The sequence below is a fragment of the Pseudoalteromonas aquimarina genome (assembly GCF_049257255.1).
Classification (GTDB): Bacteria; Pseudomonadota; Gammaproteobacteria; order Enterobacterales; family Alteromonadaceae; genus Pseudoalteromonas.
The window spans coordinates 766288-783218 of the sequence record NZ_JBMMUG010000001.1 but is presented as its reverse complement, the minus strand read 5'-3'; the positions used below and the strand labels follow the sequence as shown (position 1 = coordinate 783218).

The following is a 16931-nucleotide window of genomic DNA, read 5'->3' as shown; positions in this document are numbered from 1 at the left end:
CTGTGCCTAATTTTTTTGCTTATTTTATGCTCTGTGCATGGCCAGTTATTGCTTACTTTATTTACAGGCGTGCAGATAGTGTTACAGCAACTTTTTTTACCATCGTTGGTGGAGCACTGTTACTGCCTGTAAATGTTAATATTGATTTTCCGCTCATTCCTGCATTTGATAAACAAACGATTCCAGCGTTGGCCGCTTTGCTATGTTTAATCTTAGTTAAAAAAGAATCAATCTCTTTGCTACCAAAACCTAAGGTTGCAAAACTCTTAGTAATTACATTAATCGTGAGCCCATTTTTTACCGTTGTTACTAATGGGGAGCCATATTTTAATGGGGCATACTGGATACAGGGAATGACTTTATATGATTCTGTATCTGTATTAATGAGGCAATACTTATTACTTTTACCATTTATCATTGCAAGTCAACTAATTAAATCACAAAACGATTTCTATAAAGTATGTAAATTAATGGTTATTAGTGGGCTTTTTTATTCTGTTTTGGCGTTAATAGAAGTAAGGCTAAGTCCACAACTACATACTTGGGTGTATGGATTTTTCCCACATAGTTTCAACCAACAAGTTAGATTTGGGGGATTCAGGCCTGTTGTATTTCTAGGGCATGGGTTATTAGTTGGGATATATATGTTTGCGTGTTTTACAGCCGCTTGTGTACTTTGGAAAAGTAGAATACAGGTTTTTAAAGGTATTTCTCCTGTTTATATTGCTCTATATCTACTATTTTGTTTGATTATTTTTAAAGCAGTAGGGGCAATTTTATTTGGGTTCTTTATATTAGCTTTAGTCTTAATTGGAAGAACTAAATTAACTCGATTATCCACAAAAATAATAACTTTTTGTGTCTTGTTTTATCCCTTATTATGTATTCTGATGATATTTCCTCACGAAGCAATTGTAAATTTCTTTTTGGCATATGATGTTGACAGAGCTCACTCTTTAAATTTTAGATTTTTTCATGAAACACTATTAATACAACATGCACAAGATAAGCTGCTTTTTGGTTGGGGCAGTTGGGGACGTAACCGTTTGATGGGTAGTGTAACTGATGGGCGCTGGATTATTGAATTTGGTCAGTTTGGTTTATTAGGTTTTATAGCTATTTTTGGCTTAGCAATTTATTCAATCCATAGAATCTTGAAAACATCAATTCATTTTGCTAATGCTGTTAGTTTTTCTATTGGGCTTTTTGCGTGCGCAATGTCATTAATAATGGTAGATCAAATAGTTAATGACTCCCTTGACTCCTGGGTCTGGTTTTTACTTGGGGCAGGTTACTTTACTGTAGTTAACTTTAAACAGGAAAGGGAAAATAGATGAAAATAACTTTTGTATCACCAAAGCCCATTGTTTGCGGTGGCATTAGAGTTGTAGCTATATATACCCAACTTTTATTAGATTTAGGTCATGATGTAAGTGTTTTAGCTTTTACAAAAAAGGGTACAGTTAAACAGAGAATAAAAGCTGGTCTACTGCACCAAAAAAAATTCAGTCAAATTGGGCTGGATACAACATTATTTGATAATTTTTCAAATGAAAATTTTAAACTTATTGAAATTAAAAATAGCGGACCTGTTTCAGAGGACTTTCCAGATGCAGATATTATTATTGCGACATGGTGGGAAACGGCCGAATGGATAGAGAACCTACCAGATTCTAAAGGTAAAAAGGTTCACTTTATTCAAGGTTATGAAGTGTTGCCACATACGCCAAAGGACAGGGTTGAAGCTATCTATAAAAGCGACAAGTTTAAGCAGATTGCAGTCTCTAGTTGGTTAAAGCAAAAAATTGAAAATGACTTTAACCAAACAGGTATAGAGCTATTAGCAAATGGTGTAGATAGTGATTGTTTTTTCTACAAAGAAAAAGCTTTTAGAGGTTACTTTTACGTTGGTGTTCTATATTCCATGTTAGTAACTAAAAATAGTGCTCGAGCTCTAGACGCTTTTGAGATTGCTAAAAAGCAAAATACTAAATTAAAGCTTATTGGGTTTAGCGGAGACATAGATATACCAGATCACCATAAAGAAATGTTTGATGATCTTTATATTAAACCTGCTCAAGCAAAAATACCTGATATTTATCAATCTGCAGATGTTTGGCTTTTCCCCTCGGACGAAGAGGGGTTTGGTTTACCCATTTTAGAGGCTATGGCATGTGGAACACCTGTAATTGCAACAGCTGCAGGTGCTGCTCCTGAATTAATTGAACAAGGAGGAGGTTTTCTTACCAAAAATTTTTCGACAGTTGAAATAGCACAAAAAATCATTGAATACTGCGACCTTGATGAAGAAGAAAAGAATAAAATTACTCTTAGCGCTAGGAAAACAGGAGAAAAGCACAATTGGCGGGACTTGACACTAAAGTTTGAGAGTATTTTGAATACAATTTTATATCCAGAAAAACACCCATAAAAATAATGTAATAATATGGGAATTACCAAAATGCAAAACGGTATTCTAATTTCAAGCCTTTAATAAGCAGTTAATTTTTTTAAGTTTCATTCGTTTTTTTGCAGTAATTTCCAAATGCGTATTAGCCCAAGTGATTTGTAAGGTTTATCTCAACATAATGAAGTTTATAAAATATAGCGGAATGTTTTTAAATGCTACGTAAGTTATCAAAAACAAAAAAAGCATCGATTGTAGTAATTGCGACTTACGTTCTTAGTCAAATCTTAAAACTAGGTTCTAACTTAATATTGACCAGATTACTAGCGCCTGAATTTTTTGGTTTTATGGCTTTTGCTTTTTCAATTTTAGTTTTATTAACGATGTTGTGTGATTTGGGTGTTAACACAAGTTTAGTTAGAAACCAAGATAGCGAAACTAAGGAGTTTAGAAATACTGCCTTCACTCTTCAAGTAACAGTCGGCTTTATTATTGCTACTTTGGTATTGTGTTTAGCTTTAGCAATTTATTTAGGTCAAGAATTTGGAGTTTTGATAGGGCAAAACATTTATGCTCATAGTGATACCCCAATTTTATTACTTTTAGTTGCAATACAACCAATTATTACTGCGTTTAGGTCTACAAAGGTTGCATTTGCCAGTAAGCATATGGATTACGGCGTTCTCTCAAGCATTGAAATTGCTTCGCAAGTTATTGGCAGTGTTGTGTCTATTGGTTTAGCCTACTTTTACCCGTCTTTATGGGGATTAATATTTGCTTCACTTTTAGCTGTATTTATAAATGTTGTAGCAGGGCATATTTTCTTAACCGGAGAAAGAGATGCTTTTGGTTGGAATGCTTTAATTTTTAAACGGATTTTCTCTTTTGGGAAATGGGTTGTTTTGTCAAGCTTGGTAACCGCTACTTTAACACAAGTGGATAAACTTATTTTTGCAGCCTATATAACACCAGAACAAATGGGGGTGTATGCAATTGCGGGCTTGCTATTTTTATCCATTCAACAAGTTATTTTGACTATCAATTCGAAAGTCTTATTTCCAAAATTTAGTGCTGCTTATAATGCAGGGGAGAATCTACAGTTAGTATTTTACAATGTAAGGAAGAAGATCGATTTTTTTGCTTTTTTCTGTTTTGCTACCGTATTCTTTTGTGCCAAAACCATTGTTGATTTCCTTTTTAGCGCAGATTATGCACTAGCGGGTGATTTGTTGCAGCTACTTTCGTTACAGTTATTATTTATATCTGTGTCTTTTTCTACATCAATTTATATGGCCATTGGTAAACCGAAACTAGCTACGATTGTAACTGGCATTGAAGCGCTTACAAAAATTGCGCTTATTTTAATTCTATTCGAACTTTACGGCTTTTACATTGCTATTTTAGGTTCCTCTTTATATGGTGTAATTTCGTTTTGCGTTACTGTTTATATTAATAGACACATACAATTGTTTGATTTGAAAAAAGAACTTTTAAGTTTAGTTAGTATTATTCCTTGCTTATTATTAGGGTATTTAGCAGGAATAGTTATTTATTTTTTAAGCCGCTTTATTGGCTGAGTAAAAAACAAGTAGTACGGATTTTAAACTAAGTAGTCACCTAGTTATTTGACTAAGAATAAAAATTATAAATTTCAATAAATAAGGTACAAGCTTTTTAAAAGCAAATGTTCATTATGATTAAAAAAATAAATGGTTTAGAAAGTGAATAAAAAACGACTAAGGGTTTTACTAATAGCTGAACTTTGTGACCCAAATTTAGTAAGCGTACCTTTGGTTGCATGGTCACATAGCCAAGCACTTAGAAAAGTAGCAGATGTGCATATTGTTACTCAAATAAGGCATAGAAAATCGTTTTTAGACGCAGGCTTAATTGAAGGTAAAGATTTTACAGTTATAAATACTGAGCATGTGTTTAAATATATCAATTATTTAAGAAAACTTTTAATCAAGGAAGGCACTGGCTGGACTACGGGTATGGCCTTACAGCTTCCTGCTTATTTAGAATTTGAAAGGCTAGTATGGAAGCAGTTTAAAGACAAATTAAAAGCAAATGAATTTGATATTGTGCATAGGCTAACGCCCTTATCGCCAACCTTACCGAGTTTTATTGCAAAGCGCTGTAACAAGATAAATATCCCATTTATTTGGGGGCCGATTGCTGGAGGCTTACCTTGGCCTAAAGCATACGACCAAGAGCGAAAAAAAGAGCGAGAGTGGCTCGCGCCTATGAGAGATCTATATAAGTATTTACCTTATTATAAAAGCAGCCGTCAGAGCGCATCTGCTTTGGTGATTGCCAGTCAAGCTACTTTAGAACAAGTACCAATGAGTTACAGAGATAAATGCATTTATCTGCCTGAAAATGCAATAGACCCGTTGCGTTTTAACGACGTTAAAACGTCTTTTTATCAAGCTGGTGAAAAGCTTAAGTTAGTATTTGTCGGCCGCTTAGTACCGTATAAATGTGTAGATGTAGTTCTTCATGCGTGTAAAAAATTGGTTTTAGAGGGCAAGGTTTGTATTGACATCTTGGGTGATGGCCCAGAGCGAGAAACTTTAGAAAAGTTATCATACTCTCTTGGTTTGTCTGATGGGGTAACTTTTCATGGCAATGTTAAACACCAGAGTGTACAAACTATTCTTAAATCAAATGATGTGCTTATCTTCCCAAGTATTAGAGAATTTGGTGGAGGAGTGGTGCTAGAGGCGATGGCGCTAGGCGTTGTGCCTATGGTAGTTAATTACGGTGGCCCAGCAGAACTTGTAAATTGTAAAACGGGCGTCCGCATTGATTTAGCGCCAAAAAATGAATTAGCCCTAGCGTTTGAAAGCGCATTAGAAAGTTTATTGGCCGAGCCGGAAAAAATAGAAGTAATGGGTAGAGAATCTATTACCTATGTTAATAAATGTTTCACATGGGATGCGAAAGCAAAAATGATGCAATGTGTATATGAATGGGTTTTAAACAAACAATTGGCAAAGCCAGATTTTGGTTGCCCATTGCAATAGCCAATGCTTTGAAGTGAACGCTTTTAATTTCTAATTAATAATCGAATTATAAATAATCAACTTACCTTTAAATAAGTTTACAGAGTATGCATCCTGATATTAAGAATTTATGGGAATCAGACAAGGCTAGATATCCTCTAAAGCCTTGGTTAAAAGAACAATCAATATGGGCTGTTTATTGGTATAGACATGGGCAATCCGTTGATTTAATGAAAGATGGCATATGGAAGAAAATAAACTTAAAGATTTATTGGTTTTTGTTTCATATTTTAGAGCTTGTTACTGGCATTAGTCTATCAAAAGATGTAACTGTGGGGGCTGGGTTACGTATCTATCACTTTGGCAACATTTTTATTCATCCAAATACAGTTATTGGTAACAACTGTATTCTGAGGCAAGGTGTTACTATTGGTGAGGGTAAACTGAAAGGGTTAGTTCCCGTTATAGGCGATAATGTCGAGTTTGGCGCGGGCTCAATGGCAATTGGTGATATTAAAATTGGTAGCAATGTGATTGTTGGTGCTATGTCATTGGTCAATAAATCAGTTAACTCAAATCAAGTAGTTGTTGGCGTACCTGCGAAACCAATTTTGGAGCAGACAAAATGAGTCATGTATCTTCAACTGAAGCAGATTGGTCAAGAGAGGTTCCACGCAGGTTTTGGGATCCTAGCCGAAGATTACTAAAAAGCATCCGCAAATATCAATCACTTGATAAAAGTCGATTTACGGGCAAGATTCTTAGTAAATATTGGGTAGTATCACATCGATTTTGGTCGATAGTGACAGGAGCAGAAATTAGTTTGAATTGCCAAATTGGAGGGGGATTATTGCTACCACACCCCAATGGCATAGTTATTCACCCTAATGCCAAAATCGGTGTTAACTGTCTTATTTTTCAACAAGTAACACTTGCAGGGGCAGAGAATGGCACGGCTCCTGTGTTGGAAGGGCATGTTGATATTGGCGCAGGCGCTAAAATTTTAGGAAATGTTGTATTAGGTCAACACAGCCGAGTAGGCGCTAATGCAGTAGTAACAAAAAATGTAAAAGAAAATGCAACAGTTGTAGGGATCCCAGCTAGGGAATTGTAAGTGATATACAGAAAAATGAAGACTGATGATTTAAAGCTAAGAAGAATAAACGTAATTGAAGCACAAAATAGTTTAGGTTATTTGGATAAGGTATTTACTTACCTTACAAATGCTAATTGTTTTGCGAATGATAAAAATGCTTACGGATTAAAAGATTCCGAGACACTCGAGATACAATTTTCTAAGTCTGAAAATGCTGCTACTGGTTGGTATAACGGTCAAGAATACATTCCAAATGATTCGAGAGAAATAGCTCAAATTGCATTTACTTCAGGTACTGAAGGCAAACCTAAAGGGATTTGTCTTTCGCATAGTAATTTAAAAAACACAACTCAACGTATTGTTATTGCAATGGAAATGGATAGCAGTATTAAAGAATATGTAGGTGTGCCTGTTACGTTTTCATTTGGCTTTGGTAGGTGCCGAGCTGTTAGTTTAGTCGGTGGTCAATTTTTTATACCGAGTAATGGCTTTGATCCTAATGAAATTGCAAGTATGTTAGCGAATGATGAGATTAATGCTATCTCAGCAGTGCCTTCATTATGGCGGGTTTTATTCAAATTCGAATCATTATTTAAAAATATTGGACACAAAGTTAAGTGGATTGAAATTGGCAGCCAATACATGAGTGAAGAGGAAAAGCTTAAAATGCTTAAGCTTTTTCCTAATGCAAAAATAGCTCAGCATTATGGTTTAACAGAGGCATCACGCTCAACATTTTTAAGAATTGATCTTGAAAGAGATAATCTTGAATCAGTTGGAAAACCACTTTCAGGCACTGATGTTAAGTTAACTGACCGCGGCTTAATTAAAATTAAAGGCCCACATGTTGCAAACTGTATGTTAGTTGGTGAAGAGCTGGTTTCATTAAAAGATGATGAAGGCTATTTTTTAACGAATGACAAAGGGAGTTTAAAAAATGGTTTTCTTTATTATGAAGGTAGGGCCGATGATATTGCGAATATAGCGGGTATTAAGGTCTCTCCAGATATTTTAGAGCGCGAAATTTCACTAGCTACCAATATACATACTGGGTTCGCAGTTATCAAAGTAAGTGATGAGATGAAGGGTGAAAGTGTTATTTTAGCGGTTGAGTCCTCAACTTCTCAAAAGACTCACTTATTATTTAAGTCATTTAAACAATCTCTTAATTTACAAGGAATTACTGGGATTAGTAATAAACAAGTGTTTGAAGTAGACAGCTTGCCAAGAACTGAGACTAACAAAGTTCAAAAAAAGTTAGTCGCCTCTAGCTATTATAACAATGTCGAAATGAACAAGAGTACAGCTAAGAATCAAGGTGTTACAGACCAGGAAACTGAAATACTGAATATTTGGAAAAGTGTTTTAAAAGTTGAGAATATATCTGTTAATGAAAACTTCTTTGATTTAGGTGGAGACTCGCTGTCAGCTATTCAAGTTATCATGGAAATGGAGGCTGCTGGTCTAGATAAAGAGCTCTGTCGAAAAATATTTAAAGGGTATACAATTTCCCAAATTATTGTCGCATCATCGAGTAGTGAAAAACCCCAGAAAATTCATGCAGGAACACTTAATGAGACCTTTAATATAGTTAAAGGAATTTTGGTATTACTAAATATTAGTGCGCACTGGGCTTTAGGTGTTGTTGAGCGCTTAGGTGGTGTTTTCCTTGAAATAAATCGTTATTTTGCAAGTTTTTATAGCTCAGGCACACCTGGCTTTGCTATTGCTTTTGGTATCGGTATTGGGGCTTATACTAAAGAGCGCTACGACAAAGATCCTCTCTCCGTTAATAAGCTTGTTTGGCGTAACGTTAAAATACTAGGGATTGGTATTACAGCTCTTGCTTTGGTGAGGCTTTGTGATTGGTCTATCAATAAGCCAGCTGTAAGCGCTATGGATATTGCACACGCTTTCTACTCAGTAATTTTCTATTACTTTTTTGCAGTTTTATCAATTCCATTATGGTTAAAAGCTATTTCTGGAAAAAGCTCAGAGTTAAAACTATTACTTTTAGCTTCAGTATTTTATGGCATACACACTGTTATTAGCACTGTTGGGATCACCCCAAGTGAAAACCCATTTATTCAAATGGGAATTTTACTTCTAACGGCAAAGTATAACTATTTTGAGATGAGCGCGTGGGTGTTACTTGGCTTGTATGTGGGCTCTTTACTTATTAAAAAATCGAATATTATATCAGGTGACGCACTTATATTTTTAGGCAGTTTGCTTATTATTTTGGCAATAAGTATGTCATTCCAATTAGAGCAACAAGCGTTGTGGTTGATATTTCCCAAAGTAACGCCATGGTGGGGCTGGTTGTTTTATTTTGGTAGCACGCTTTTGTTGTTGAAATTAACTTTTAGCATTCTTTCTAAACAAACAATACCGGGTCTGTTGACGAAACTCTTTGCTGCAACAGGGGTATTAGCATTTCCATTATTTATTAGTCATGCGATGGTAATACCGCTTAAGAATGTTTTGTCAGGGCTAGGCATACCAATGGCACTATCAATCGCTATGTCTTTATTTTTATTGTTTTATGTATATATGTATCGAAAAGTTAGTAAATTCTATTTTTCCTAGATCTAAGTGAATATGTTATGAATACTAAAGGAATTATCCTCGCTGGAGGGAGTGGCACAAGGCTTTATCCATTAACTAAAGTTGTCAGTAAACAGCTGATGCCTATTTATGATAAGCCCATGATTTATTACCCAATTAGTACACTTATGTGCGCCGGTATTAAAGATATTTTAATTATTACAACACCTGAAGAGCAATCGCGCTTTGTTGATTTACTTGGTGATGGGAATGATTGGGGTATTAAAATTGAGTATACAGTTCAGCCTTCGCCTGATGGCCTAGCACAAGCATTTTTGCTTGCAGAAGAGTTTCTGGATGGCGCAAACGCAGCATTAGTGTTGGGTGATAACTTGTTTTACGGACATGACCTGGTGAAATCGCTACAAAACGCTGCTGCTCGTGAACAAGGTGGGACTGTATTTGGTTACCACGTAGCAAATCCGACTGCCTATGGTGTTGTTGAATTTGACGAACAAGGTAAAGCCATTTCGGTCGAGGAAAAACCATCTGTACCAAAGTCGAACTATGCAGTGCCAGGCTTATATTTCTTTGATAGTAAAGTAGTTGACTATGCAAAAAACGTTAAGCCATCACCTAGAGGCGAGTTAGAAATAACAGATGTTATCGATCAATATTTGGCGCAAGGTACATTGAATGTAGAAATTATGGGGCGTGGTACTGCTTGGTTGGATACAGGCACGCACGATTCTTTACTACAAGCCGCACAATTTATTGAGACAATTGAAAAACGCCAAGGCTTGAAAGTAAATTGCCCTGAAGAAATTGCTTACCGTATGGGTTACATTAATGCCGAGCAATTAAAAGCATTGGCAGATCCATTGCGTAAAAGCGGTTATGGAGAATATTTATTAAATCTGCTTAACCAAAAGGTCTTCTCATGAAAATTGTTAATACAACAATACCGGATGTAAAAATCATTGAGCCAAACGTATTTGGTGATGAGCGCGGTTTTTTTATGGAAACATTTCGTGAGTCTTGGTTTCGTGAAAATATAGCTGACGTGACTTTTGTGCAAGATAATCACAGCAAATCAAGCAAAGGTATCTTACGCGGACTACATTACCAAACAGAGCAAACACAGGGTAAGCTTGTTCGCGTTACGCATGGCGAAGTATATGATGTTGCGGTTGATATGCGTAAAAATAGCCCGACCTTTGGGCAATGGGTTGGCATTTTATTAAATGATGATAATAAACGCCAATTATGGGTGCCTGCAGGATTTGCTCATGGTTTTTATGTTACCAGTGAGTCAGCGGAGTTTGTGTACAAGTGCACAGATTACTATGCGCCTGAATATGAACAGAGTGTGTTATGGAACGATCCTAAATTAGCGATTAATTGGCCGTTAACACCTAATGAAGATGTAAAGCTATCAGCTAAAGATGAAGCTGGTTTGCTGTTTGAAAACGCACCTTATTTTTAATAACTGAGAAAACGATGAGTAAAACAATTTTTGTAACAGGTGGCGCAGGTTTTATTGGCTCGGCTCTTGTACGTTATTTAATAAATGAGACTGAAAACACAGTTATTAACTTTGATAAGCTAACATATGCGGGTAATTTAGAGTCGCTAAAATCGATTGAAAATAACCCACGCTATCACTTTGTGCAAGGTGATATTTGTGACAGAGAATTAGTTGTTAGCACTTTTGCAAAGTACCAACCAGATTTTATTATGCATCTAGCAGCAGAAAGCCATGTAGACCGTTCTATTGATGGTCCAGGTGAATTCATTCAAACTAATGTGGTTGGCACTTATGAATTACTAGAAGCATCACGTAGTTACTACGCTTCATTAAGTGATGATAAAAAAGCTGCATTTAGATTCCATCACATTTCCACAGATGAAGTATATGGTGATTTAGGTGAAACAGGCTTATTTACTGAAGAAACAGCCTATGAGCCAAGCTCACCATACTCGGCATCAAAAGCCGCGTCAGATCACTTAGTGCGTGCCTGGCACAGAACATACGGCTTACCTGTTGTATTAACTAACTGTTCTAATAATTACGGGCCGTTCCATTTCCCAGAAAAGTTAATTCCGTTGGTCATTTTAAACGCGTTAGAGGGTAAACAATTACCAATTTATGGTGATGGAAAACAAGTACGTGATTGGTTATTTGTTGAAGACCATGCACGTGCACTATATCGCGTAGTAACACAAGGTACGCTTGGCGAAACATATAATGTTGGTGGCTTTAACGAAAAACAAAATATTGAAGTAGTTACCACTATCTGTAATCACCTCAATGAGCTGATTGTTAATAAACCAAATGGTTTAAGTGATTTTAAAGAACTCATTACTTTTGTTAAAGATAGACCAGGCCATGATGTACGTTATGCGATAGACGCTAGCAAAATTAATAAAGAGTTAGGCTGGCATCCTGAAGAAACATTTGATTCAGGAATTTTAAAAACCGTTAAATGGTATTTAGAAAATCTTGAATGGTGTAAACATGTGCAAGATGGCAGCTATCAACGTGAACGCTTAGGTGCTGATAGCTAATGAGGGCACTTATTATTGGAAAAAGTGGTCAGGTTGCTAATGAATTATTGGCAACTTGCCCTTCACATATCTCAGTGGTTGCTTACGGCAGAGGCGATATCGATGTGCTCGATATCGCTTCCATTCAAGCTGTTGTCGAAAATGTGCAGGCAGATATTATTATAAATGCGTCTGCATACACTGCGGTTGATAAAGCCGAAACAGAGCAAGATGCCGCTTTTGAGCTTAATAGAGACGCCGTTGCAAATTTAGCAACCATTGCAAAAGCAAACAATATCAGGTTGTTACATATTTCAACTGATTTTGTATTTGACGGTACTCAATCAACACCATACAAAACAGATGATAAGCCAAACCCTATCAATGTATATGGTGCATCTAAGCTTGCTGGTGAGTTAGCTATTCAAGAAATCTACCCAGAAAACGCCGCTATAGTGCGCACTTCTTGGGTTTACTCTAGTCATGGTAACAACTTTGTAAAAACCATGCTGCGTCTCATGGCTGAGAAAGATGCACTAAATATCGTAAGTGACCAAATTGGTAGCCCAACTTATGCTAAAGGTTTAGCCGAATACTTATGGCGGTTAGCTGAACAAGATACTATGCAGCTTATTCAGCATTATAGCGATTTAGGTGTTGCTTCTTGGTATGACTTTGCAGTTGCGATTCAAGAGATTGCTTTAGAAAAGGGGTTACTCACTAAACCTATTGAGATTTTGCCTATCCCCGCGAGTCAATATCCAACTCCGGCAAGTCGCCCAGCATTTAGTGTGATGGAAAAGACATATCCTAAGTTGGCTAAACACTGGCGCTTTAACTTAGAAAGTATGATAAATGAGATAGATTAGGTTAGTATGCTTTTTTGATCCTTTCTTACGTGCACTATGGTTTATGTATTTGACTTACATTTTGTAGTTATTTACTGAGTTTCATGACAATTCTACATAAACATAGTAATCAAATGTTCATTAGCTTAATTTAAAGTTTATGGACAATATTAATTTGAAAATTATTAAAAAATGTCTGGTTCACACCTCGGAGTAAATAAATATGGCTTTTTCTAATGAAATCATCACTAACTCTGGTGTTACTTTTGGTACTAGCGGTGCTAGAGGGTTGGTTGAGGATTTTAAACCAGAAGTTTGTGCGGCATTTGCAATTTCTTTCGCGCATGTAATGCAGCAAGAAACAAGTTTAGATAAGTTTGCTGTTGCGATTGATAATCGCCCTAGCAGTTACCAGATGGCGCAATCAATCGCTGCGGGTCTTGACCAATTAGGTATTAAAACCGTCTATTACGGTGTTATTCCTACACCAGCACTTGCTTTTTATGCAATGCAAAACAATATGCCGTGTATTATGGTAACAGGCAGTCATATTCCGTTTGACCGTAACGGACTTAAGTTTTATCGACCTGAAGGTGAAATAACTAAGGCTGATGAAAGTGCAATACTAGCAGCAAAAGTTGAAGTTTCGTCGATTGATAACTTACCTGAGCTGAAAATATGTAGTAAAGCATCTGATGCTTATGTATTACGAAATACAGAGGCCTTTTCGTCTGATTTACTTAGCGGTAAGCGTATAGGCATTTATGAGCATTCAAGCGCTGGAAGAGATATTTACCGAACTATTTTTGAATCACTTGGTGCTGAGGTTATATCACTTGGTAGAAGTAATGACTTTGTGCCAATTGATACGGAAGCAGTGTCTGATGAAGACAAGCAAAAAGCCCGTGACTGGGTGAAAGAGTTTAATCTAAATGCGCTGTTTTCAACTGATGGTGATGGTGATAGGCCATTATTATCTGATGAGAATGGCGAGTGGCTTCGTGGAGATGTTTTAGGGCTGTTGTGTTCAAAAATGTTAGGTATTGAAGCGCTTGCCACGCCGGTAAGTTGTAATACTGCGATTGAAAAAAGTGATCTGTTTAAACATGTTGAACGCACTAAAATAGGTTCACCTTATGTAATTGCTGAATTTGACTGGTTAAGCTCAAAATATAAAAGTGTTGCCGGCTTCGAAGCAAACGGTGGTTATTTACTAGCAAGTGAAGTTGAAATTAATGGTAAAACGTTAAAACCATTACCTACAAGAGATGCGATACTTCCGGCGATTATTTTGTTAAGTCAGCTAAATCAAACGTGTATATCTAAATTGGTTGCAGATTTACCTTCTCGCTATACTGCTAGTGATCGTATTAAAGACTTTGCAAGAGAGAAAAGTTTAGAACTAATTGAGAATATCAGTAGTGATCCAAAAAAATGGTTAGCAAAACTTGAGATTAACAATACGTTGATAGAAGTTGATACTACCGATGGTTTCAGAATGTTGTTTGAAAATTCAACAATTGTGCATCTGCGCCCGTCTGGAAATGCACCAGAACTTAGGTGTTATGTTGAAAGTGATTCAGAATTAAAATCTGAGCAATTAGTTAATACTGTTTTGAACGCAATTTCTGCACTCTAATCTTACAGCCACTCAAGATTATCTTTAGTGGCTCTTTACCTGACTACAATTCTGCATCTAGATGTAATAAGTTGTCATATTTTTATATTAAGATAAGCATATAATTCAATTTATATAAATTTAAGTTATAAATAAATACTACCTTTTTGGTTGTTTAGATTTTTTTTTGATCCCAGATTACATATAATAGTCCGGATTTACTTTCAATATTCCTAAAACTACATGGAGGTAGGGTGAAACCTTCCCGTACATTTAAATCTGCAAGCAACTCTGGCGCAAACCTTTATCGTGCGACTGATTTAATTGTTTTGATAACAAGTTTATTTGCTGCAGGCTTTGTATACGACATATCGATTGGCCATAAATATGTAACTGTTTTAGGTGTAGTGCTTGTAGCATTTTTATATACAGCGGAACTTTTCAATTTATACCGTTCTTGGCGAGCTGGAAAATTCAGAGAAATGGTAATAAACACTTGGGCGTGTTTAATTGTGTCGTTTGCTGCACTATTTTTAGTCGCTTTTATATTTAAATTCTCAGAATCTCTATCTCGTTTTACGTTAGGACTATGGTTTATTTTTAGTTTCTTAGGCTTATTTTTGAGTCGTTTTTTTGTTCGCGCATATAAAAAAAATCGTCGTCGTTTAGGGCTTAGTACAAAAAAAGTTGCGATTATCGGTGCAACAGAGTCAGGTGCGAATTTATTTAGGCAAATTACTCAACATGAAGAGCTTGGTTATGAGTTTGTTGGTTTTTTTGAAGACAGAAAACCGGAACGCCTTTTTGAAGACTTGCACCTCCATGTTGAAGGCAAAATAGATAGCGCTGTCAATAATGCCAAAGAGGGTAAAATTGAGGTGTTATTTATTGCTCTTCCGTTTAAAGCCGAAAAGCGCATTTCTGATATTTTGGTAAAACTGGGCAATAGCACAGTCGATGTGCATTTTATTCCTGATTTTCTTCTTTCTAACTTAATTCACGCAAGAATTGAGCATATAGGTGATGTAGATACATTGAGTGTGTTTGAATCTCCATATTTAGGCGCCAAAGAAATGTTTAAACGCACAGAAGATATTGTTATTGGCGGGCTTATTCTAGTAATGATTTCACCGCTTCTGTTATTGATCGCATTAGCCGTAAAATTGACATCTAAAGGTCCTGTGTTTTTTAAGCAAGACCGCTACGGGCTTGGTGGTGAAAAAATACGTGTATGGAAGTTTCGCTCAATGACGGTTATGGAAAATAGCGATGTAGTGACACAAGCCACAAAAGGGGATGCACGCGTCACAAAATTAGGTGGTTTTTTACGTCGAACAAGCTTAGATGAGCTTCCCCAATTTTTTAATGTCATTACGGGACAAATGTCTATTGTTGGCCCACGACCACATGCTGTTTCTCATAATGAAGAATATCGTAAAAAAGTAGAGTTTTATATGCTGCGCCATAAGGTAAAACCAGGTATCACTGGTTGGGCTCAGATTAATGGGTGGCGGGGCGAAACTGATACGCTTGAAAAAATGGAAAAGCGTGTTGAGTACGATTTATTTTACATCAAACACTGGTCACTATGGTTTGATATAAAAATTATATTTTTAACGTTTTTTAAAGGGTTTGTAGGCAAGAATGCTTACTAATAAAGGAAGGATAAAATGAACAAACGTTTGTTATCAGTGTCGATATTAGCAATGGCAGCTATAAGTACAACCGCATATAGCGAACCAGGCGTCATCACAACTGAATCAGGATTTGTTGTAACGCCATTACTAGATTTAGGGTTGACATATGACGACAATATATACAGTAATTCTGAGGAAGTAAGTAGTTCAATTTTAAACATTGACCCTTCTGTTAATTTTTTACTTGATGATGGCGTTAACAAATATTCAATCGATGTAGGAATGCTTTCGGGTTTATATTCTGAAAATAGCTCAGATAATTTTTTCGATGGTCTGATTGGGCTCGGTATGCATATGGAACCTTCCTCTAAAACGCGTTTTAATCTTGGTCTAGATGCGAATTGGACTTCTGAACCTAGAGGTACGGGTTTAACCGAAGGTGAAGGTGATATTAATACTAAAATGCACCGATATGCAGAGCAACGCCTTAGTGGTGACTTTGAATATGGCTCTAAAACAGCATTCGGTCGTATTGGTGCAATGGCAGAATACTATAATAAAGACTATTTGAATTTTAAGTCCCAATCGCAGTACAGAAACTATGAATCTATGATGCTTGGCGGTAAATTCATTTACAATACCCAAGCAGGTACTGATGCGTTTCTAGAGGTCTCAAATACTGATATTAATTATGATGTAAGAGATCCAAATGAGTATTCTCGAGATTCTTATGATATCGATGTTTTACTGGGTTTTGAGTGGGAAGCAACTGCCCTTACTACAGGTAAAGCAAAAGTAGGTTATCAGAAAAAAGATTTTATCAGTAGTGGGCGCGAAACTTACTCAGGCTTTATTTGGGAGTTAGGTGTTACTTGGCAACCTTTAAGCTATACCAAAGTCAACCTTAACACGTATAAAGGTGCTGAAGAAACGCTTACAGATGGTGACTTCATTAATACAACTTCGCTTGAAGTTGAATGGCAGCATGGCTGGAGCGAAGACCTTAGCTCAGCACTAAGTATTGGATATAGTGATTTTAACTATGAAGGTATAATCCGTACAGATGATGAGTTAAAATTTAAAGCTGCAATTGATTATCAAATTTTACGTTGGATTTCACTTCGCCTGTTTGCTGAAGTATTAGATAAAAATTCAACAGATAAAGAAATTGAATTTGACAAAAATATAATCGGTATCTCAAGCCGTATTTCGCTGTAAGGACA

Annotated in this window: 14 protein-coding genes; all 14 read left to right on the top strand. The window is 36.2% G+C overall.

The features are described 5' to 3' along the window. Positions 1–2: 2 nt before the first annotated feature. The 14 genes from AAEU29_RS03595 (at position 3) to AAEU29_RS03530 (ending at position 16926) form a co-directional block, all read left to right on the top strand. Positions 3–1337, top strand: a complete 1335-nt coding sequence (locus AAEU29_RS03595) for an O-antigen ligase family protein (protein WP_421972096.1) — start codon at positions 3–5, stop codon at positions 1335–1337. Continuing rightward, on the top strand, positions 1334–2431 hold the full coding sequence (locus AAEU29_RS03590) for a glycosyltransferase family 4 protein (RefSeq protein WP_421972095.1): 1098 nt from the start codon (positions 1334–1336) through the stop codon (positions 2429–2431). Before AAEU29_RS03595 ends, AAEU29_RS03590 begins: the two co-directional genes overlap by 4 nt. A 191-nt stretch (positions 2432–2622) precedes the next feature. After that, entirely contained in the window at positions 2623–3984 is a 1362-nt protein-coding gene (locus tag AAEU29_RS03585; RefSeq protein WP_421972094.1) for an oligosaccharide flippase family protein, read from the top strand. A gap of 144 nt (positions 3985–4128) precedes the next feature. Continuing rightward, complete coding sequence (locus AAEU29_RS03580; RefSeq protein WP_421972093.1) at positions 4129–5436, top strand: glycosyltransferase family 4 protein; 1308 nt, start codon at positions 4129–4131, stop codon at positions 5434–5436. A gap of 86 nt (positions 5437–5522) precedes the next feature. Then, the gene (locus AAEU29_RS03575) at positions 5523–6044 is read left to right on the top strand and encodes a serine O-acetyltransferase (RefSeq protein WP_421972092.1); all 522 of its coding nucleotides are present in this window, start codon (positions 5523–5525) and stop codon (positions 6042–6044) included. After that, positions 6041–6529 carry a serine O-acetyltransferase gene (locus AAEU29_RS03570; RefSeq protein WP_421972091.1) on the top strand — a complete coding sequence of 163 codons (489 nt, stop codon included), beginning with the start codon at positions 6041–6043 and terminating at the stop codon, positions 6527–6529. The genes AAEU29_RS03575 and AAEU29_RS03570 overlap by 4 nt, the downstream gene beginning before the upstream one ends. A gap of 15 nt (positions 6530–6544) precedes the next feature. Then, positions 6545–9100 (top strand): AMP-binding protein, encoded by a 2556-nt coding sequence (locus tag AAEU29_RS03565; RefSeq protein WP_421972090.1) that lies wholly within the window; start codon positions 6545–6547, stop codon positions 9098–9100. Between the two features lie 17 nt (positions 9101–9117). Next, complete coding sequence (rfbA, locus tag AAEU29_RS03560; RefSeq protein WP_421972089.1) at positions 9118–10002, top strand: glucose-1-phosphate thymidylyltransferase RfbA; 885 nt, start codon at positions 9118–9120, stop codon at positions 10000–10002. Beyond that, positions 9999–10544, top strand: coding sequence for a dTDP-4-dehydrorhamnose 3,5-epimerase (rfbC, locus tag AAEU29_RS03555; RefSeq protein WP_421972088.1), 546 nt, complete (start codon positions 9999–10001; stop codon positions 10542–10544). The genes rfbA and rfbC overlap by 4 nt, the downstream gene beginning before the upstream one ends. A 14-nt stretch (positions 10545–10558) precedes the next feature. After that, positions 10559–11626, top strand: a complete 1068-nt coding sequence (rfbB, locus tag AAEU29_RS03550; RefSeq protein WP_421972087.1) for a dTDP-glucose 4,6-dehydratase — start codon at positions 10559–10561, stop codon at positions 11624–11626. Continuing rightward, on the top strand, positions 11626–12474 hold the full coding sequence (gene rfbD, locus AAEU29_RS03545) for a dTDP-4-dehydrorhamnose reductase (RefSeq protein WP_421972086.1): 849 nt from the start codon (positions 11626–11628) through the stop codon (positions 12472–12474). Before rfbB ends, rfbD begins: the two co-directional genes overlap by 1 nt. Before the next feature lie 202 nt (positions 12475–12676). Next, complete coding sequence (locus AAEU29_RS03540; protein WP_421972085.1) at positions 12677–14092, top strand: phosphomannomutase; 1416 nt, start codon at positions 12677–12679, stop codon at positions 14090–14092. Positions 14093–14325: 233 nt separating this feature from the next. After that, positions 14326–15726 (top strand): undecaprenyl-phosphate glucose phosphotransferase, encoded by a 1401-nt coding sequence (locus tag AAEU29_RS03535; protein ID WP_421972084.1) that lies wholly within the window; start codon positions 14326–14328, stop codon positions 15724–15726. Between the two features lie 15 nt (positions 15727–15741). Beyond that, on the top strand, positions 15742–16926 hold the full coding sequence (locus AAEU29_RS03530) for an outer membrane beta-barrel protein (RefSeq protein WP_421972083.1): 1185 nt from the start codon (positions 15742–15744) through the stop codon (positions 16924–16926). Positions 16927–16931 lie beyond the last annotated feature (5 nt).

Excerpts from the sequence above, each read along its gene's own strand:
- AAEU29_RS03590 (WP_421972095.1), top strand. The coding sequence starts at position 1,334 with ATGAAAATAACTTTTGTATCACCAAAGCCCATTGTTTGCGGTGGCATT.
- AAEU29_RS03585 (WP_421972094.1), top strand. The coding sequence starts at position 2,623 with ATGCTACGTAAGTTATCAAAAACAAAAAAAGCATCGATTGTAGTAATT.
- AAEU29_RS03575 (WP_421972092.1), top strand. The coding sequence starts at position 5,523 with ATGCATCCTGATATTAAGAATTTATGGGAATCAGACAAGGCTAGATAT.
- AAEU29_RS03570 (WP_421972091.1), top strand. The coding sequence starts at position 6,041 with ATGAGTCATGTATCTTCAACTGAAGCAGATTGGTCAAGAGAGGTTCCA.
- AAEU29_RS03565 (WP_421972090.1), top strand. The coding sequence starts at position 6,545 with ATGAAGACTGATGATTTAAAGCTAAGAAGAATAAACGTAATTGAAGCA.
- rfbA (WP_421972089.1), top strand. The coding sequence starts at position 9,118 with ATGAATACTAAAGGAATTATCCTCGCTGGAGGGAGTGGCACAAGGCTT.
- rfbC (WP_421972088.1), top strand. The coding sequence starts at position 9,999 with ATGAAAATTGTTAATACAACAATACCGGATGTAAAAATCATTGAGCCA.
- rfbB (WP_421972087.1), top strand. The coding sequence starts at position 10,559 with ATGAGTAAAACAATTTTTGTAACAGGTGGCGCAGGTTTTATTGGCTCG.
- rfbD (WP_421972086.1), top strand. The coding sequence starts at position 11,626 with ATGAGGGCACTTATTATTGGAAAAAGTGGTCAGGTTGCTAATGAATTA.
- AAEU29_RS03540 (WP_421972085.1), top strand. The coding sequence starts at position 12,677 with ATGGCTTTTTCTAATGAAATCATCACTAACTCTGGTGTTACTTTTGGT.
- AAEU29_RS03530 (WP_421972083.1), top strand. The coding sequence starts at position 15,742 with ATGAACAAACGTTTGTTATCAGTGTCGATATTAGCAATGGCAGCTATA.